Annotated in this window: 15 protein-coding genes; 2 read left to right on the forward strand and 13 right to left on the reverse strand. The window is 35.0% G+C overall.

The window, feature by feature from the left end; genetic code table 11:
• Positions 1–24: 24 nt before the first annotated feature.
• The 3 genes from UMR38_01165 to UMR38_01175 form a co-directional block, all read right to left on the reverse strand.
• Positions 25–516: a GNAT family N-acetyltransferase gene (locus UMR38_01165; protein MEC9484468.1), complete on the reverse strand. Its 492-nt coding sequence runs from the start codon at positions 514–516 to the stop codon at positions 25–27.
• A gap of 80 nt (positions 517–596) precedes the next feature.
• Positions 597–1,436: an NYN domain-containing protein gene (locus UMR38_01170; protein ID MEC9484469.1), complete on the reverse strand. Its 840-nt coding sequence runs from the start codon at positions 1,434–1,436 to the stop codon at positions 597–599.
• 105 nt (positions 1,437–1,541) lie between these two features.
• A complete protein-coding gene (locus UMR38_01175; GenBank protein ID MEC9484470.1) occupies positions 1,542–1,880 on the reverse strand; it encodes a thioredoxin family protein in 339 nt (112 codons plus the stop codon).
• Positions 1,881–2,012: 132 nt separating this feature from the next.
• On the opposite strand from UMR38_01175, the gene UMR38_01180 reads away from it, so the two are divergent.
• Together UMR38_01180 and UMR38_01185 are read left to right on the forward strand one after the other, a co-directional pair.
• The gene (locus UMR38_01180; GenBank protein ID MEC9484471.1) at positions 2,013–2,555 is read left to right on the forward strand and encodes a class I SAM-dependent methyltransferase; all 543 of its coding nucleotides are present in this window, start codon (positions 2,013–2,015) and stop codon (positions 2,553–2,555) included.
• Positions 2,556–2,613: 58 nt separating this feature from the next.
• On the forward strand, positions 2,614–4,140 hold the full coding sequence (locus UMR38_01185) for a bifunctional UDP-sugar hydrolase/5'-nucleotidase (protein MEC9484472.1): 1,527 nt from the start codon (positions 2,614–2,616) through the stop codon (positions 4,138–4,140).
• 14 nt (positions 4,141–4,154) lie between these two features.
• On the opposite strand, the gene UMR38_01190 is transcribed toward UMR38_01185, so the two are convergent.
• The 10 genes from UMR38_01190 to UMR38_01235 form a co-directional block, all read right to left on the reverse strand.
• Positions 4,155–4,616, reverse strand: a complete 462-nt coding sequence (locus UMR38_01190; GenBank protein MEC9484473.1) for a hypothetical protein — start codon at positions 4,614–4,616, stop codon at positions 4,155–4,157.
• Between the two features lie 4 nt (positions 4,617–4,620).
• Positions 4,621–5,805: a DUF819 family protein gene (locus UMR38_01195; GenBank protein MEC9484474.1), complete on the reverse strand. Its 1,185-nt coding sequence runs from the start codon at positions 5,803–5,805 to the stop codon at positions 4,621–4,623.
• A 1-nt stretch (position 5,806) separates the two neighbouring features.
• The gene (locus UMR38_01200) at positions 5,807–6,901 is read right to left on the reverse strand and encodes a hypothetical protein (GenBank protein MEC9484475.1); all 1,095 of its coding nucleotides are present in this window, start codon (positions 6,899–6,901) and stop codon (positions 5,807–5,809) included.
• An 82-nt stretch (positions 6,902–6,983) separates the two neighbouring features.
• On the reverse strand, positions 6,984–7,331 hold the full coding sequence (locus UMR38_01205; GenBank protein ID MEC9484476.1) for a DUF3899 domain-containing protein: 348 nt from the start codon (positions 7,329–7,331) through the stop codon (positions 6,984–6,986).
• Between the two features lies 1 nt (position 7,332).
• Positions 7,333–8,406, reverse strand: coding sequence for an ATP-binding cassette domain-containing protein (locus UMR38_01210; protein ID MEC9484477.1), 1,074 nt, complete (start codon positions 8,404–8,406; stop codon positions 7,333–7,335).
• On the reverse strand, positions 8,406–9,854 hold the full coding sequence (locus UMR38_01215; GenBank protein MEC9484478.1) for an oligopeptide/dipeptide ABC transporter ATP-binding protein: 1,449 nt from the start codon (positions 9,852–9,854) through the stop codon (positions 8,406–8,408). The genes UMR38_01210 and UMR38_01215 overlap by 1 nt, the downstream gene beginning before the upstream one ends.
• On the reverse strand, positions 9,854–11,761 hold the full coding sequence (locus UMR38_01220) for an ABC transporter permease (GenBank protein MEC9484479.1): 1,908 nt from the start codon (positions 11,759–11,761) through the stop codon (positions 9,854–9,856). Before UMR38_01220 ends, UMR38_01215 begins: the two co-directional genes overlap by 1 nt.
• Entirely contained in the window at positions 11,761–12,852 is a 1,092-nt protein-coding gene (locus tag UMR38_01225; protein MEC9484480.1) for an ABC transporter permease, read from the reverse strand. The genes UMR38_01220 and UMR38_01225 overlap by 1 nt, the downstream gene beginning before the upstream one ends.
• A gap of 303 nt (positions 12,853–13,155) precedes the next feature.
• Positions 13,156–17,562, reverse strand: a complete 4,407-nt coding sequence (locus tag UMR38_01230) for an ABC transporter substrate-binding protein (GenBank protein ID MEC9484481.1) — start codon at positions 17,560–17,562, stop codon at positions 13,156–13,158.
• A 464-nt stretch (positions 17,563–18,026) separates the two neighbouring features.
• On the reverse strand, positions 18,027–20,216 hold the full coding sequence (locus tag UMR38_01235; protein MEC9484482.1) for a S41 family peptidase: 2,190 nt from the start codon (positions 20,214–20,216) through the stop codon (positions 18,027–18,029).
• Between the last annotated feature and the right edge of the window lie 41 nt (positions 20,217–20,257).

Consider the following 20,257-nt stretch of genomic DNA (forward strand, 5'->3'; position numbering starts at 1 on the left):
CATATTTATCTAAAAAAAAGAGGCTTATGCCTCTTCTGCTTCTTTAGCTAATGCAACTAACTCTTTACCATCTAATCGATAAGGAATCCATCCACGTAATGGTTTTGCACCTAATGCCTCATAAAAGCGCATTGATGGTTTATTCCATTCTAGACAATTCCATTCAAAACGTGAACAATTATTATCAAGTGCTTCTTTAGCTAACCATGATAATACTTTATGTCCAAGACCTTTCCCACGCTCTTCTTTTTCAACATAAAAGTCTTCTAAGTGCAACGTTGGCTTAGCTAAAAAGGTTGAAAATGCATAGTAATAAACAGCAAACCCGATTGGTTCATCATCGCGGCATAAAAAGATAACTTCGGCTCGTTCTTCTTTGAATACGCTATTTAATATATCCTCTTCAGTCGCTTTTACATACTTGCGCATGCGTTCATATTTTGCAAGTGCTTCAATAAAATATAGCACTTTTGAAACTTCTGATTCTTTTGCCTTTCGAATTGTAAGATTACTCATTATTTCGCCCCTTTCAAAAACAATTTGGTAACATTATTTTATCACATAATGATTAAATTATGAATAGTAAAACTTAATTATTATGATTTTTTATTGCTTTGTAAAACGAGGTTTAGATATTTAATAACTTTTTTCTTATCATTTATCGTAAACCGATGTGACGAATTTTCTTCAAACTCGATAACACGTGCTTCTTCTAAGACACGGTATATCGCTTTAAATTTCTTAAACTTCGTTTGACTAAGATTAAGGTTACGTTCAATTTGGCGGAAACGATTGTTCGTGTCTAGTGTTGTATAAATCTTTTCTTCTTGATAAGAACGCATAACCTTTAACATAGCGGCTAAAGCGCGTTTATTTACCCGATCACTTAAGAATGGTTTCAATTTACTAAAACCACTTCGTGCATTGATTGTTTTTTTCTGTCCATTATGATTTTTATATTGTACATCACGATAATCATCAATGATGAGTATTTGATCAGTAGATGATTTAAAGACCGTTCTTTGCGAGTCTTCTTCAGTACCTACTAACCACACTTGTTTATTAAATCGTCTCAGGGTGTTCATCACAATAGAATAATCTGAGTCACTCGTTAAAAATACAAACAAATCAAACTCAGGGTTTCCAATATGGAGTTTTTCAAGGGCATCAACACTGATAATTAAATCTGCGCGATTTTTCTTATTTACAATATGGGGTGCATCTTCAATCGTAAAGTTTAGTTCACTTAAATCACTTCTAAAACGTTTCAAATTATTACTTTCTCCGATTGCTTTTTTTAATCCAAAAACAACCTTATCAATATTATCAAACTCATTGATAACTTTTAATCTAATATCATCAAGTAAATCTTCAAAATTGATCATCCCTTGGATATTTTCAACATCTAAATAAATGGCAATTGATATCGTATTCATAGCATGCTCCTTTCTTTATTTAGTTAATATCATTCTAACATATATCATTAAAAAACTCACGCAAAAAAGAAAACTCAGGATTACTCCTGAGTTTGTTTTACGCTATTAACTAGCTGGTAATTCATCGCGTTCAAGTTTTTTCAGAAAATCTTGCAACGGTTTTTCTGGCACAAAACCTACATTTTGTCCTAATACTTTATCACCGTTAAAGAATAATAGTGTTGGCACACTAGATACACCATATTCTCTAGCTTGTGGATGTTCATTCGCATTTGCAGCAATAAATACAACATCTTTTAAGTCTGATTTTTTAGATAATTTTTCAAATACTGGTTTTAGCATTTTACATGGTGGACATGTTGTAGTCGCAAACTTCACAACCGCAATTTTTCCATTTTCTAAGTAATCTTGCACCCGTTCATTAGGTTTTAATTCTACTAACATTTAAGTCACTCCTTTTCTTAATTCCATAAATATAGTATCTTATTCTATTCAATTTAGCAAATAGTTTGCTTACAATCTAATTATAATGGACAACAGTTATATGATGGAGTACAATAACGATAGGTGGTAATAATGAATAACATAATTGACTATGCACATACTCTTGCGAAAAAGCATATACAAAAAGACAGTGTTGTTGTGGATGCAACATGCGGAAATGGTCATGATACTGTTTTTTTAGCGAACCTCACGGATACACTTTATGCGTTTGATATTCAACAAGATGCAATTAAAAATACACTTAATCGTTTAAATCAAAACGCTATTGGTCATGTGACACTGATTCATGATAGTCACATAAATATTTCACAGCACGTTTCTCAAAAAATAGATTTTGTCATGTTTAATCTAGGGTACTTACCCGGTGGTGATAAATCGATTACAACAAAATCTGACTCAACTGTTCAAGCCATTAAAAATCTATTCCCTAAGCTTAATTCAAAAGGATTAATTGTGCTTGTCGTTTATGTAGGTCACACGGCTGGAGAAATCGAGTCACATGCGTTAATTCACGATCTAAAAAGATTATCGAAACTTGAGTATTTTGTTACAATGCATCGATTAATAAATCATGAGACTGCGCCTTATGTCATTTCAATCAAAAAACGGTTTTAATAATTGTCTTTTAGCCCCTAAACTGATATAATTTAATGTTAATGGAAAGGTGATTTTAATGAAACGGATACTCATATTATGTTTATCAATACTTTTTTTAGTTAGTTGCGGGCCTCAAACAGTTGATGATGATATAGATTGTGCTGAATACCCAAACCATATTGACTGTATTGAAGAAACCAATGATCGCGATACTGTACCCACCGACTTTATTGATATCTATTATATCAATGACTTACACGGTGCTATTTTATCTGATGGTGAAGAACTTGGCCTTGCTAATATTGCAAATCTCATACTAACAAAGAAAGCTGACAATCCTGATAATGTACTATTTTTAGGTGGTGGCGACTTATTACAAGGGTCTGCTTTATCCAACTATTATTATGGTGAATCAACGATTGAACTATTAAATATGATGGACATGGATGCTATGGTTATTGGTAATCATGAATTTGATTGGGGCTTAGATACTGTATTAGCCTATCAAGATGGCAACTTAGAAAATGGTGAAGCAGAATTTCCGTTTCTTGGGGCAAATATTTTTTATGAAGGCACTGATGATATTCCAGTTTTATTAGACCCTTATACGATTATTGAAAAAGGCGATAAACGTGTTGGTGTGATTGGAACGATTGGTGACTCACTTGAGCGCTCTATCGCAACAAAGCGTGTTGAAGGCTACGAATTTAGGGATAGTGTCTCTTTAATAGCCCAATATAGTCGATATTTAAGAACCGAAGAAAACTGTGATATCATTATTTCACTCGCTCACGAGTCAGGGGATATAAACAGTGCTTTGAATGAGTTAGAGGGTGAAGAGCGTATAGATGTTATTTTCAATGCCCACTCACATCAATCTTTTGCATCACTTCTTGGTGGGGTACCACAAATCCAATCAAGCGCAAACGGTGAATTGGTTGGATTTGTTAGAATTCATTTTAACGAAGGCATTGTCTCAACATATGAAATTGACAACTTAAGTCCCTATAAAGAACCGTTACTCTCAGAAGCAAACAGTGCTGTTAGTGAACAAATCGAGATATATGTTACCGAAACCGATGCAATTTTCAATACACCCATCATTACAAGTGGCGATGACTATTCAACATATGAGTTATCTGAATGGCTCACAGAAGTCATGGTACAAGCCACACGTAGTGATATTGCTTTTCATAATTATGGCGGTACACGCTCGTCAATTGAAGAGAATGACACCATTACAAAAAGTACAATTTATGATATTTGGCCTTTTGATAACATCATAAAAACCGTCGAGCTTAAGGGCTCTGTCATCAATGCATTGATTTCTGCCAATCAATTAGCTTATCATACAGATGTTTCAACCTTTGACGATGATACATTATACAAGGTTGCCACCAATGATTACGTTTTTGATAAACCAACAAATCCATTTCTAGATGGTTCTAATATTGTCAATACTGGGATTATTTTAAGAGATATGGTAGAAGATGAATTATTACTGCAAAGTGAACTCTACGATGCCTTTTACATTACTAATGGTCTATTAATTAATCCCCTCATCAACACCACAACCTATCATTATAAATCCAGATACAATTAAGTATCTGGATTTTTTTATGTAATAGGATCAAAAATAACATTTTCTGATATGATTGATTCTTTATCGGCATAAATCATATACAATAATACATCATCAGTAGCTTCTTTGGACTGACGATAATTAATTACCTCAATACCTTGGGTTGAAAAAGGATGATCAAAGAACGCTGTTGGCGCTTTTGAAATATCTAGTTTTAAATAGATAACGATGACTTGATTTGAAAAATATGTCTCATTGATATCATAGTTATCGTTTAATCCGCAATCAGACTTAAACGTTACAAATTCATCGTAGGTGGTAATCTTCTCACGATGATACCCTTCACATATAACGGTATTATTCATATTTAGTGTACTTGAATCATTTAAATTCACACGGTTAAATGTCATATCAGTTCCACGATATCCATAGATACCAACAAATATAAGCAATATGACAAGTATAATTAAAGACACACCTAAAATTATTTTTCGCATAACATCACCCCATATATAAAATAATTAACAATGCACCTAAGAAGGTCCCCACTGCATATCCAATACTACCTGTGATAAGGCCTGGCACAGTCAAGTCATCATTATCAATCTGTTTTGTAATCGCAGGAACAAATGCGGGACCATATAGTCCTGCGGTTAATGTGACCATCGTGCAGTCAGGTCCAATACGTAAGAGTTTACTGAAAAATGTATGCATAACAAATACGCCAACAGTAATCACTCCATAAAGAATTAGAATACTGACAAAAAGATTTTGCATGCGGGAAAAGTCTAAACTTGATGCTAAAGCAAAACTAAAGACCAAGATAAAATATTGCCCCACAACATTCATCCCCTTTGTTTCACGAATCGTTTTATTGAATGATCCAATAATACCTAATATCGTTACTGTGATCATCATGATTGGCACTAATAAATCAATTAACTGTCCTTGATTACTACCAAGTATGAGCCAAACAAGCACACCACATAAAGCCCCTATAACCGCGATAAAAAAGGCAAGTAACACCCGTTTAAATAGGGGTTTAGACAATTTAAAATGTTGCAATTTCAAATCATCGGTATTATCAATATTAGAAGTCTCGACTAAGTATAACGTATCCTTTTCTGTTGGTAAAATTTTAACTAATAATGGTTTACACAAAAGTAATAGAAAAACATAAAACACAGCACCAATCATCATGTCTGATAAGTTAGCTATACCAATTGTGGTATTGTCAAGTTGAAAAATTTTACCTAGCGCATTCAAGTTAGGGGTTCCCCCAGTATATAGTCCAACCGCCATCCCTGAAAGTTCTGCACCATTATCTAAAGTATGGGCATATAATATAAACGTTAGAGATGACACAATAATGGTTGAGATAATTAATGATGTAAACGAAAGTAATACGGTTTTCGATAGTTTCTTCGCCTCTTTTAAGTTAGCACTAAAAAGGAGTAATGGAATGGCAATACTAATCGCAAGATGTGAGCCGATTTCACCAACATCTGTTGATAAGGAAATAGCGACACCGAATTGGTTTAACACATACACACTTAACGCGACAATAATTCCCGCTAAATATGCCGCACCAATCGTCCCAAACCAACGTGTTATCACAAAATCACTATGTCTTAGTATGAGCACTGGAATGGTAAAAATGGCTATTAATTGTAAAAATGCAATCATATTAATCTATATCCTTTCCATAAATACGGTAGACTTTTGTAATTTCTCCACCAAACTTCTGAAACGCATCAATTGATTTTGTATTCTCTTCAACAATTGTACCCGCTTCAAAATCGGTAATCTCAGCTTCTTTAAAAGCTTGATAGATATGATAAAAAAGTTTGCCTAAAAGACCCGAATTTTGATACTCAGGCACCACATACTGCATCATACCACGTGCTCGAGTAATATGCTTTCTCTCCTTGAAAAAGGTCCATAATTTAAGCTTACCTTGCATTTTTTTAAAAACTTGGTGATAATCTGGTAAAACAAGACAAAATGCTATGGGCCGAGAAGTATTTTCTTCACGTGCGATGAGAATAAACTTTGGGTTAATAAATGGTTTTAACTGTTTCGCAGCGCGCTCTATCATTGCCATATTAGGTGTTTCTTGATAAATGACATCACTATCTGCCTCACTTAAAATCGTATGAACATCTTCTAAGTCAGCGTCTAAATTTTTCATATTCAAATGATCTATTTTAACATTATGATTCCTTTCAAAAAACGATGTGATGATTTTTAGGCGTTTACGTGTTGCTTGAGATACATCTGCTTTTAATGCCACTGTATCAATGACTTTATAATATCCGAGTAACTCTAAGTGTGTTTGATAATACGGTTTGTTATAGGATGAAAATACGACAGGATCATCATGAAACCCTTTAACAAGGACACCTCTTCTTGTATCGGGATCATAAGGCGCAAAGGTCCCTTCAATATATTGTATGTCTTTTTTGGCTAAATCATTGGTCATAGTGTCAAATAACGCTCTAGAGACATTGATATCATCAATAACATCATAAAAAGAGAAATAACCAACCGGCTTATTTTTATGTTTACTATGGTCGACTGTATATAATAATCTACCGACAATTTTTTTATTTTTATAGGCTAATAAAGCGGTATACTCATTTGTTTTCAAAACCACTTTTTTTAACTCTTGATACACAATAAAAAAAAGCGGTGGCACATAATGAGGATCCTTTTGGTATAACACTTGTTGGAATCTAATGAATCGTTTTAGATCGCGTTTTGTTGTTACGTGCTTAATCATAGTATCTACCTCTTTATTATTCTATCATATCCGCGTCTATTGAACAATATAAAAAAGGCAGTGCTAAGCACTGCCTTGTGTATTATACAAAGTATATATACGATGTAATAAGTGAAAATGCAATATGGATTAACCCGACAAGTAACGCCGGTACACCCGTTGTCATTTCTTGTTGTTCTTTACTCATATAGTAATCATAGTACGACGCGTGAGTGAGATCTCGATTAAGAAAACGTTTAGCTGAAAATGAGATCGTACGGAACAATCGTCTTACATTGTTTAATGCGAATATCCCAATAGCAAAATACAATACACCCACAAGCCAAACAATATCAACTAAATAGCGTAACTTATAGGTATCATATCGCACGGACATAATCACAAAAATGAGCAATAAACTTGAAAAGAATAAAACAAGAAATCGTTTCAATTTACTTCAATCCTTTTTTGTATTCTGCCAATTCCTCATCATTTGCTAAGACATAATGTCCTGGCTTGATTTCTTGAAGTGTTGGTTCTTGCTCACTGTAATCATGAACCTCTTCTGGGTTGTAACGGATCCGTTTACGATTTTTCTCGTAACGTGGATCTGGAAGTGGTACAGCGGATAAAAGCGAACGAGTGTATGGATGAAGTGGGTTCAAGAATAATTCCTTACTATCTGCTAACTCGACTAAATTACCATAATACATTACCCCAATCCGGTTACTAAAGTACTTAACAACCGATAAATCGTGGGCAATGAATAGGATTGTAATACCAAGTTCATCACGTAAATCATTTAATAAGTTCATAACCTGTGCCTGAATTGATACATCTAAGGCACTGATTGGCTCATCGGCAATGATAAAGTCAGGCGAAACAACTAATGCCCGTGCAATACCAATACGTTGGCGTTGCCCTCCTGAGAACTCATGTGGATAACGCGAGGCATGTTCTGGTAATAACCCAACGGTTTTTAAGACATCATTAACTTTTTCATTAATTAAGTCTTCATCCCGTTCACCAGCGATTCGTAACCCTTCTGCAATAATTTCTTTTACTGTCATCCGTGGGTTTAGTGATGCGATTGGATCCTGGAAAATCATTTGCATGTCTTTCATTAAATCAAAATCAACATTATTATTATCGCGAACACGCTCTCTAATTTCCTTTTGACGTTCGGCAATCATTTGACGTTTTTCTTGATTAGACAATTCCTCGTTCATACGGATTTCTTTAATTTCAGTTTGTAATTGTCTAAATCCAGCACCAATTCGTTGTCCTTTGAAATAAATTTCACCATCAGTTGGGTTATGTAATTTAATAATCGTACGTCCAGTTGTTGTTTTACCACAACCAGATTCCCCAACAAGGCCAAATACTTCACCTTTATATACATCAAAACTGACATTATCAATAGCTTTTACTAACATCCGGTATTTTCCAGTACCGTTAAGGAAATACGTTTTTAAATTTCTAACACTCAAAATAGGTGTTTCGTTAGTGCGGTCTTGTGTACTCATTAACTTTTCACCTCGCTGCTAGAACTTCTTTTTAACATCCGTTCAATACGGTGTTTAATGACTTCAGGCATTTCTACCTTCGGTGCATCTTTGTGTAACAACCATGTTGCTGCATAATGTGAATCACTTATTTTAAACATTGGAGGTTGTTTTTCAAAATCTATTTTCATTGCATATTTATTACGATCCGCAAAGGCATCACCTTTAGGTGGATATAACATATTTGGTGGTGTACCAGGTATCGCAACTAAACGGTCAGAACTATCTAAGTCTGGCATTGAACTAAGAAGTGCCCAGGTATATGGGTGACGTGGATCATAGAAGACGTCTTCACTTGTTCCTAATTCAACAATCTTACCAGCATACATAACACCGATACGATCTGCCATGTTTGCCACGACACCAAGGTCATGGGTAATAAAAATAACACTTAGATTATGTTCTTTCTTTAATTGGTTAATTAGTTCTAGAATTTGTGCCTGTATTGTTACATCAAGCGCTGTTGTTGGTTCATCACAAATAAGAATATCAGGATTAAGTGTTAACGCAATTGCGATAACAATCCGTTGACGCATACCACCAGAGAATTGGAAAGGATATTGTTTCAACCGTTTTTCTGGTTCTGGAATCCCTACTTCATTCATGACAGTAATCGCGCGTTCTCTAGCTTCTTTTTTAGTAACTTGTTTAAACCGTGCTAGTTCTTCTTTACGATCAGCAATTTGCTTCTTAATTTGTGTTGCTTGTTCTTGAGTAGCATTTTGCAATTGTTCCTTTAACTGAGCGATATCTTGGTTTGCCTTTTCTTTTTCGGCATTCCAGATTTCTTTAATCTTTTTCTTGGCTTCAGCTTTTGCTTTTTTCAACGCTACTTTTGCTGGTTTTAACTCGTTTTTATCTTTTGCAATGCGGTCTTGCATTTTTTGTTTAGCTTCTTCTAAGTTGATTGTTTCATCTTCTTTTGCTTTCTTTTTTAACGCTTTAAACTCACGTTTAGCACGTTTAATATCACGCTTTAACCAGTCAACTCGCGCTTTTTCATCGTGAAACATTTTTTCATATTTGTTTTTTAAACGTTTCCCATTTAAAATCATACCCTCAGTAATTTGTTTACCGATACGCATAATTGGATTCAAACTACTCATTGGATCCTGGAAAATCATACCAATTTTATTACCACGAATTTCATGAAATTCTTCTTCTTCTATTTGGGTTAAATCTTCACCTTCATACATGATATTACCTTTATCAATAACACCATTTCCAGCTAAGATTCCCATAATTGTACGACTTGTAACAGATTTACCACTACCAGATTCACCTACGATTGCAAGTGTTTCTCCTTCGTATAAATCGAAATCAACACCACGTACGGCGCGCACCATTCCTTGAGTTGTCTTAAATGAAATCGTTAAGTCTTTAACTTCAAGTTTTTTATTTTTACTCATTATTCAGACCCCCTTAAAGCAGGATTGAATGCATCACGTAGTGCATTACCAAACATATTAAATGTAATCATAAGTATTGAAATTAATATCGCTGGGAATAAGGTTAAATATGGACGGTCAACTAAGTAATTACGTGCATCCGATAATAATACACCAACACTTACTCCGGTAAAGGAGAATCCAAAGACTCTAAAGTCCTGTCCATGTCCAATACCAAACCCTAAATACGATAATGTCGATTCAGAGAATATAACATATGGGATAGAAAGGATACTCGTTGTAATAATCGTTCCGATACCATTTGGTAAAATATGTCTGAAAATTAAACGTGAATCTTTTGCACCTAATGTGCGTGATGCAAGGACATATTCACGTCCTTTATATCGATAAAATTGCGTCCGGGTAATACCGGCTATACCAATCCACCCAGAAATAACTAAAATAAATATCAGCGTTTTCAAACCTGGTCCAAAGAATGCAATAAATATTGCTAGGGTAACTAACCATGGAATCCGTCCGACAATTTCACTAAAACGCTGCATGAGTAAGTCAACAGTTCCACCATAATATCCTGAAATTGATCCATAAATAATACCAATCGTAATATTAATAGCACTTACAACAAACCCAATCAATAGTGATGTTCTAGTACCAATCCATAATAATTTGAATAAATCACGACCAGCTTGATCTGTACCAAAGAGGTAATATGGTAATTCATCATATCCAGCATATAATTGATAATTTAAAATTAATTCATAAGAATAGTATTCAACACCATCTACAACAACACTCTCATTTTGCTTGATAACCTCTTGGATAGGACAGGTTTCTGGGAAAGTCCAACCATCAGGGTTTTCGCTATCAGGTGCGTTGTCTTGGCGAACACATTGTGGATTTTCAGCAATGATTTCATCATAGTTATTAGCACTAAATCCAACCTCGCGTTTATTACCAAACTGAGCAATGTAGTTATTAAATTGAAAATCTGCGACAAGTAATCCAGCACCAGACCGCACAATACGTCCAGCACCACCTTCTGAAGCATCAATTTCATAATTACTAATCTCATACCCTGTATGTTCAAAAACAGGCTCTTCACTTGAATCATCATTTACCGTAATACTCTCAATAGCAACGTGTTGACGGTTGTTCTCGGCTCTGTATTCAAAACGTAATTTAGAACTGATATACGTTGTTGTATTAAATGTTTCAAATGGTTCAATCGTGAACTCACCAGCTTCAGTGAATGTTTCAAGCAACTGATAATCACTACCTACTAGTAGATATAAGTCCAACTCAGTTCCATCACTAATATTATCAATATCAATAGTTAGGGTTGGATTTAATCCACGAATAAAAGTAACAAAGTCAGTCGATACAACCCGTACGAATGATGATTCTGCATCTATGGCAATTTCAACGAGACCGCCACGACATGATTCATCTTTAGTAGAACATGGAATCTCATAATTGGTTAATGTATCCATATCGATTGATGCAACAGGATATCCAGTTGGAATTCCTAATCCTTCGGGTATTTCAGGATATTCATCATTATTAATTGTTGAAGGATCAACTGGTTCTTCTGTTTTTAACGATGTTCCATCAAAGATTCCATAATTCTCTAAGATTGGAACACGTGGTGGTAAAAACGATAACTCTTCTTCTAATTCCGAAGCATTTTTATTGCTTACAAGTGGGAAGATAATCGTACCTAAAATAATTGAGAATAAAATAATTGTCGCAATAACATTCGTTCTATTTTTAGAAAAACGAATCATTGCATCTTTAAAATATCCTATTGGTTTCGTTTCAAACTTTTTATCAAATATTTTTTCTTCTGCTTGAACAAACTCAAAATCCTCAGATGTCAAGTCTAGCTGTTTTTTATCTTTTTCATTCATTATTTTCTTGCCCCCATTCTAATTCTAGGATCAACAAGTCCGTAAGAGAGGTCAACGATCAATACTGCAAATAATGAAATAATTGTATAAAACGCAGTAAGACCTAATAATAAGTTATAATCGTAGTTATTTTTAACAAGTGCTTGTAAATACAATTTACCGGCTCCTGGAATACCATAAATTCGCTCAATAATAACTGATCCACTTAATAATCCAACGAATGAGAAAATAATTCCTGGAACAAGTGGTACCATTGAGTTTCTCATCGCATGACGAATAACGGCTTGACGGCGAGTCAGCCCCTTTGTCCGCGCTAAGAGCAAGAATTCACTGGTAAGAACCTCCGTCAATTCAGCACGAGAAACACGTGTTAAACTTGCGACAGCTGCGAAACTCAAACCAAATACTGGTAAGAACATACCCCAGAACTGAATAGCACCACCAAGGTCCGAAGATGGAAACTGAGCGGGGAACCACCCTAACTCATATCCAAAGAACATAACCAATAACGTCATGACAACGAAACTTGGAACGGAAATGAAAATCATAACCCCCAAAGAAATAATGTTGTCAATCAAAGAGTTTTTATTTAATGCAGCTATTATACCTAATGCAAACCCTACAGGTATATAGAAGAAAAGTGAAATAATATTTAAGCGGATTGTAACTGGTAACCGTGTTTTTAATACATCAAACACTGGTACATTAACTGCTACTCGAGTTGAGTAGCCCCAGTTCCAATCAGTAATAATGTTTTTGATCCATGTAAAAAATTGAGTGCTTAAAGGAATCGGTTTGTAAATACGATAGAATGTAGAATCTCCAATATCATCTACTTTTTCACAATACCATTCATTGTTAGCGCACTCCTCCCATTCACCGTTTTCAATTTCTGCTACCTCAAATGGGTCGTCAACAATAGTTGACGTCATGTAGCCATCATTTACTTGGCGTGTGAAATAAATGGTCCGTGCATCTTCTGTAGTTGGGGGATATTGTGGTGCCAACTTCAATATCGTGAAGTTTAAAGACAAAACAATAAAAATAACAATAAAGATAAACACAGATCTAATTAATATATATCTTCCCATATGTCACCGTATGATATTTTTTAATACCATACACTCCTTTCTCAAGAATTTATTTATAATAATAATCTTTACTTTAATAGCAAAGTTATATTCAGTATTTATGGTGAAACAATCAAAATCAACTTGTTTATTAACACATAACCCTTAATTTTCATTAACAATTTAAAACAATTATAAAAATAAATATAAAGTAACATATAACATGCAAACCATCAATGCAACAAAGACGGTTTGCATGCTTCTATGTTATTCCTTACTATCTCATGTAATCTTTGTAAAGTTAATTACGCCGAATTACAATAATTAGTTTGCGACGATAGTTCTTTCTGCAGTAGTAAATGTAAATGTTTCTACATTACCATCATCGAATGTAACAGTCACTGTGTATTCAGTTCCACCAGTTAAACCAGTTTCTTCATAAACACCAGATGTAGCTGTTACTACATTTGCTCCAACTTCAAGTGATGTAACAGTTGCGTTACCACTTAAGTTAAGCGTAATATCTGCAGTAGTTTCAGTTACATAAACACTAGCGCTAAGTAGATAAGCATTTGTGGTTACATAATACGTATCTGTACTGCCAGCAGTATCATCAAATGTTACTTCAACTGCATACATTGTATCAGAATCTAAGACAGAAAGCTCAACAACAGTACCAATTACAGCATCATCTGCATCTTTATAATCAGCAGTAAAGTCAACTGTAGGTGTAACAGCAGTCCAAATTTCGTTACCTAGTGCATCATAAGTTACTTCATTCACAGTTACAGATGCAACAGCAAGTGTATCAACGTGAGTCAAACTTAAGTCAGCAGTAGTTTCTGTAACTTCAGTAGCATCTAATGCGCTAACTGGATCTGGTGTAGGTACAGTAGCAGTTGAGAATGGTACATATTCAACGTTACCATCACTAAATGTAAATTCAAGTGTATATGCAGTACCAGCAGTTAAGTTTTCAAGTTCAACTTGATCTAATTCAGCAGGACCAAAGTCAGAACCAGCAAGTCCAGAAACATCTAATTGTCCTAATGAAGTACCAGTTGGCATACCAGCAGTATCTGCAGCAAATAAATCTACAGTATCTAATACGCTACCAGCAGCTAAGAAGTCTGCATCTAAAGCGAAGTCAACAACAGCCGTTGTTTGAGTCGCTTCAACAGCAGTGTCAGCTAATACAGGTGTAGTAGTAAATGGTACAGACTCAACTAGAGTAACACCATCATCAACAAATGTATATTCAACATAGTACATAGTGTTAGAATCTAACGAACCAACAGTTAAGTTAGATAAGTCAGATGCGAATACACCAGAAGTTGAACTACTTAATGTTTCAATAACAGTTGTTCCATCTGCTTCATATAATGTTGCAGTAGTTAATTCACCAGCATAATCACTATCAAGTTCTACTGCAACATTTGCAGAGTCATACGCTACTTCAACTTCAGAACCAGTAAGAACAGTTAATGTAGTAAATGCGAAGTACTCAACATTACCATCATCATAAGTTACTTTTACAAGATAATCAGTTCCACTATCTAAATCAATAGTAGTCGACAATGTAAAGTCAGTAACATCTTCATCAGTTCCACTAGCAGGAGTAACAGCTGTAACACCTAATGTATCAATAGGTGTAAGAACTAAGTCTCCGTTTGCATCATACTCATGCAATGTAGCTGCTGTAATAGCAGGGGTTACATAGAAATCAGTATCAATAGGATCGATTAGATCAATAACCATATCTGCATCGCTAAATGCAGGGTCAATCTCTACTGAACCAACTGCAGGAGTACTGAAACGATAGAACTCAGTATTTCCATCAGCAAATGATAACAATAATGAATAATCAGTACCACTTACTAGACCATCTAATTCAAGATCATTAGCTAAATCAGTAACTTGTACGTCAGCAACCAATGTATCTCCAGACCACAATTGAGCATAATCTAGTGTACCAGTGTAATCTGCATCAACACCAACGTTAATTTGTGCATCTGTAGGTGATACAACTTCAGTTTGCGCTTCAGGGTCTAAGATAGTTTTGGTAGTGAACCATGGAGATGTAGTAGAACCAGTACGAGGTGTTGTACCATCGTCAAGTGTTTGCCCAACATATTCAAATTCTACAACGATTTGATAGTCACCTTGATAGACAAGGTTACCGTCTGGATCATATCCATAGAAGTAAGGGTCTAAACCAGTAACTTCAATATCAGTTCCTGAAGTAGGTGTTACATCTACTAATCCAGCAACATCGTCATAAACACCAGTAAGTATATTATATGTTTGTACTGTGTATGTAATGTTAGTATATTTCGCTACTTCATCAAATTGGCTAATATCAAATGTAAATGAGGTAGGCGCCTTGCGTACGTTAGTTGCTGCAGGAACGTCTCCTTCTTCACCATCAACGAGATAAACTTCACCATTTAATACAGAATGAATTGCATCAAATGACCAGATTTCATAACGTTTTTCACCATCAAATTCGTAAGCAACTTCGATTTCTGCTACAGAAGTATCAATACCCCAGTTAAGAGTAAATCCACTACGGTTATCAGAACTATAAGTATCTAAGAAGCTTGCCGCATCTAATGTAGAACCACTAATACCACCGATTGAAAGATCGAATTGACCAATCATCATGTAGTCATAATAGATTCCAGGGAAGTCTTTTGGATATCCTTCTAATTCAACTTTTACATAATTTTCATCATCTACAAATGCACTTTCAAATGCTTGTTTTAAATATTCAAACATTAAGACTTGTGCATTTGAATCAGCAAAGTAGTTAAACTCAATTGTAATAACTTCGTACGCATCTGCAGTACCAGCAGTTAAATCACCGTCTGCAATTAAGTCTTCAACAGCACTCTTGAACAATGCTTGCGCTGCATCAAAGTTATAACCATGTGTACTTGGAGATAATCCTTCACCAACAGATTCACCTTGTTCAGTTGAACGGTAAGGAATACCTAATTCAGGGTCAACTAAGTAAGCATCACTGAATAAATACATATTAGTTGTACTTGTTTTCAATACCTCTTCCGCTAATTTTTGACGGTCAATAGCGAAGAACATCGCCATTTTAAAGTCTTGATTAGCTAAGATTGGCTCTGGAGTCCAATCTCCATCAGGGAATTTGGCATCTTGTGCTTCTTGAGTTCCTAATCCGTTAATCATAATACGGAATGTTGTCGCACCAGGGATTCGTTTTAAACCTGGATGGTTTTTATATTGATCATACTTCTCAGTTGGAAGTGATACAGCATCAAGTTTTCCAGCTTCAAATTCTTGGAATGCAATTTCAGAGTCATCTATACGTTGATATGTTTTGTGAGTATAGAAGTATAATTCTGGTGTATGGAATACATCATTCTTAACGAAACGGATCATTTTGTCAGCTTCATAGTAATCCAATACATAAGGTCCAGTCATACCAATCGTTTGTGGACTAGTACCATAAGGGTTAGTTTCTCCCTCTTCTAATCCTTGACCAAGGTACTCATATAACTCTAAGTTAATTGGTGTCATAACGAATGAACTTAACCAATACTTAACGTTCCATTCAGATTGTTGATCAACAAATTCAAATTTGATTGTATGATCATCTACTAATGTAATACCAACATTTGCCCAATTGTCTTCAGTTGGTTCATTAGCATACGTTTCTGCACCAACGATAGCGTTAGAGCTTGTAACAAAGTCTCCGCCACCAGAAATAGCGCGGAACCAGTTTTCTTTTAGTGCTAGTTTGTATGTTCCAACAAAGTCATTTGCGTCGATTACTTCGTCATATTCAAATGCGTTAGTATCAACGTCTGGATGCATATACCATTCTAAGTCATCACGGATTGAGATAGACCAAGTATTGGCAACTAATTTACCAGTATCAGTCATTTCTTGATCATCACCTGCAACAGGTAACCCGGCAGCCATTGATGGTACAACTTCATAACCAGTTTTGTCATCGTTATAAACATAAACATAAGGCGCGTCATAATATTCACCCATTAAGTCACTATCAGTTGATGTGTCATACTTCCATTGGTTGAAAGTACCAGGGTTTGTACTAATCCATGTACGGTATGTGTACTCACCAGCATTACCAAACTCACCATCATCCATTAATACAGTAGAGTCGTCTTCACTCATTGTAGCGAATGAAGTACCATACCCCATTACTGCTACATATTCTTCGACAGGTAATTGCATACGAGAACTATATAATGCGAATCCACCATTAGCAAATAGCGGAACACCTGCATACATATTGTTCATTAAGTACTTTTCAGCCGCAGCCATAAAGTCATGTCTAAGCTCTGTATCAGCAAATTTAAAGTTGTAGAATCCATCTTCTGGAAGTTCATACGTAATATTTGCATCAGATACAGTAACTTCACGAGTAACAGTTGTAACTACACCATCACTATCGGTAACTGTATACGTTAATGTATAAGTACCGTTTGTGTTAGCGTCAACTGTACCAGTAACTTCAATGTCTGAAGTTAAATCTCCATCTTCATCATCAGATGCAGATACACCTTCAAGGGCATCGAATGTCTCTCCTAAAGTAATTGTGATGTCAGTGACACCTGTAATCTCAGGAGCTTTGTTCTCTTCTTCCGGTGGTGTGTCGTCTCCGCCATTACCACAGGCAGCAAGACCCAACGTTAACGAGAACGCTGCTAGAAATAATAATAATTTCTTCAAAATATTTTCTCCTCTCTCTTTCTAAAATATTAGATTTTTAGTTAAATCCTTTATTTATATAAATTTTGTTGACCTAATAGAATATATAGGTCACAAAAGTTTATATCATGTGAAATTGTTTTGAAAAGTTAAAACAGATATTTCTTGGCACGATTACACGGTTCTAACTTTTTAAAAATTATATCATAAGTTATCCAATATGTAAAGATTGTTTTGCTTTTTAACCCTTGAAAGTGCTTACGCTTTTTTTTCTTGCAACTTCTAATGAAAAAGAAAAAACACAGGGTTATATGAATGTTCAGACATATTATACAATAAATTCATCAAAATATCATCCCCATATTGAGAATTATTTAACTTTTTTGATAAAATTTAATATACCAAGCTTGTTTTATCCTTTTATAAAGCGTTATTGATGAATTTATTGTATTTTTATCTGAAATTTTTCTAAATTTTTATCTTCTTTATTCACTTTGATCTTCATTGATGATACGGATAATCTCGTCATCACTTGTGACATCACTCATAAGATAATCAGGGTCAACACCATCTTCAATACTAAAGTAATTTTCTCCATCACGGCGACTAAGCACATTATTCGTACTTACCATAATCGCTGAACCTTCTGGTAAAATGATGGTACCAATTGACGATGCGCCACCACTAGATGGTTGTCCCATTGTTGGAATACCCAGTTCTTGAGCCATGCTTGTCATAAGGTTTGCGGCACTAAAAGTTACACTGGAACTAAGAACATACCAATTATATTCTTCATATGCATTATAACTTGATTCAATATAATAGGTTACCGCCGAATTATCGGCTGGATTTTGTGAATGGTATTTGATTTGTGATTCTGTCATATACCCAAAGATTCGTAATACAGCGCCTAAGTTACCGCCTGTATTATACGATAAATCAACGACAATATTTTCCACACTACTTGGCAATCCATTAATAGTACTCTTGAACTCATCTGGTGTATCAATAGTAAAACCGGTAAGATGAATCACAGCTGTTTTATCATCATCGATTAAACTATACTCAGGAATATTAATATCTGACGAGGTACCACCAAATTTTTCAACTAAGGCGTCTTGTACATCCCATAATCCTTCATAAAACCGATTTACACGGCTACCAAAATCACTAAGAGAAGGTTGGGTAAAATGTCCTGGATTATGGTAATAATAACCGTAGAAGATATGAGAACTATGTAAATCATCTAATCCGTAGGTGAAATCATATATTTCTTCATAAAAGTCCGTTGTACTTGCCCCGATCATGTTGTCGGCACGTAAGCTTAACTTTTCATAATATGTATCTACACCACGGAATTCTCTTAAACCATAGAAATAATCCATCGCAAAGGCTAAGTAATGATATGTAAACCATTGCATATCTTCAGGCATATCTTCACCATTTAAGGCACTGGTTCTAACTTGTGTTTGTAAGGCTTCATTTTCTTCGCCACCACTACTTAACCCAAAGGTATCGATACCATATAATGCTTCACCATTATAATAGACATCATAATAGATATTGCCAGCGAATAACATATTCGCAACACTTAACGGCATTAAGTAATATTGTTCTGTTTCATCAGCATATGGTAAAATATCAATGTTATATTCACCAAGTTCTAAAGTGACTTGGTCGCCATCGACATAATCAGCATCGACATAATCTAAACCTTCACCATAGTCACTAGAAGTTGAGGCGATATAATTTTCAAAGAAACCAAAGTTATTCACCGTTACTGTATTACCAGTAAAATCGATTGATGCTGTAAATGATTCTGTGACATTCGTTCCATCAAAGTCTTCGTAATCAATATCATAAGAGATTAACATTACATCCTCTTCGGTCATATTATAATTAAGGATGCTTGAATCGATTGCACCATCAATCATGGTAATAAATGTTTCTATATCTATATATGGAACAGTCCCATTGTCAACATAAAATATCGGAATATCTGTTTGATCATCAACTACATACTCATCACTTGTTCCAGTAAAGTCCATTAATACATTGTTAGTAACAGATACTTCACTATTTGGTGAAACAACATAATCATAGGTAAATGATTCCCGGTAATCTCCATTTACCGCTGTCATTGTTAAGGTGACAGTTTCTGATCCTGATCCTACTGGTGGATTAATCACAAAACCTTCAGGAGTAATTACCAATGGATCACTTGATTGCCAGTAAAACTGTGTCCCATTCGATCCGAATTTCGGCAAGTCGAATTCTTCGGGAGTTGAAGACGGCATCGTAAAATTTTCCATATCTAAGATAGCCAATTCTTCGTCTGTGTAAATATATTCAGATACAATGACATCAAATGTTTCTTCAACAGCATTGCCGGCATCATCGGTGACAGTTACGGTCACTTCATAGGTTCCTGGTGTCTCGAAATCCACTAAATCAGAATCAACGGTAATACTGACATCTTCGGTTGAATCATCTGATGCTTGAACCAATGATTCAAAATCGGGTAAGTCATCACCTATCGTAAAATGGACATCATCAATTGTGTCAATAACTGGATTTGTCACATCTTCTATCGTCTCAGGCCCACATCCAACTAAAGCAAAACTGAAACTCAATATCGCTATAAATAAAACAAATTTCTTAAATAAATTTAACATTAAAAAGCCTCCCTTTTGATTATGTATATATTTGTTTGTAC

Origin of the sequence: Candidatus Izemoplasma sp., from assembly GCA_036172455.1 — a bacterium.
In the GTDB taxonomy this organism is placed as follows: domain Bacteria; phylum Bacillota_I; class Bacilli_A; order Izemoplasmatales; family Izemoplasmataceae; genus JAIPGF01.

Excerpts from the sequence above, each read along its gene's own strand:
- UMR38_01185 (MEC9484472.1), top strand. The coding sequence starts at position 2,614 with ATGAAACGGATACTCATATTATGTTTATCAATACTTTTTTTAGTTAGT.
- UMR38_01215 (MEC9484478.1), bottom strand. The coding sequence starts at position 9,854 with ATGAGTAAAAATAAAAAACTTGAAGTTAAAGACTTAACGATTTCATTT.
- UMR38_01180 (MEC9484471.1), top strand. The coding sequence starts at position 2,013 with ATGAATAACATAATTGACTATGCACATACTCTTGCGAAAAAGCATATA.
- UMR38_01190 (MEC9484473.1), bottom strand. The coding sequence starts at position 4,616 with ATGCGAAAAATAATTTTAGGTGTGTCTTTAATTATACTTGTCATATTG.
- UMR38_01210 (MEC9484477.1), bottom strand. The coding sequence starts at position 8,406 with ATGAGTACACAAGACCGCACTAACGAAACACCTATTTTGAGTGTTAGA.
- UMR38_01220 (MEC9484479.1), bottom strand. The coding sequence starts at position 11,761 with ATGAATGAAAAAGATAAAAAACAGCTAGACTTGACATCTGAGGATTTT.
- UMR38_01170 (MEC9484469.1), bottom strand. The coding sequence starts at position 1,436 with ATGAATACGATATCAATTGCCATTTATTTAGATGTTGAAAATATCCAA.
- UMR38_01235 (MEC9484482.1), bottom strand. The coding sequence starts at position 20,216 with ATGTTAAATTTATTTAAGAAATTTGTTTTATTTATAGCGATATTGAGT.
- UMR38_01225 (MEC9484480.1), bottom strand. The coding sequence starts at position 12,852 with ATGGGAAGATATATATTAATTAGATCTGTGTTTATCTTTATTGTTATT.
- UMR38_01195 (MEC9484474.1), bottom strand. The coding sequence starts at position 5,805 with ATGATTGCATTTTTACAATTAATAGCCATTTTTACCATTCCAGTGCTC.
- UMR38_01200 (MEC9484475.1), bottom strand. The coding sequence starts at position 6,901 with ATGATTAAGCACGTAACAACAAAACGCGATCTAAAACGATTCATTAGA.
- UMR38_01175 (MEC9484470.1), bottom strand. The coding sequence starts at position 1,880 with ATGTTAGTAGAATTAAAACCTAATGAACGGGTGCAAGATTACTTAGAA.
- UMR38_01165 (MEC9484468.1), bottom strand. The coding sequence starts at position 516 with ATGAGTAATCTTACAATTCGAAAGGCAAAAGAATCAGAAGTTTCAAAA.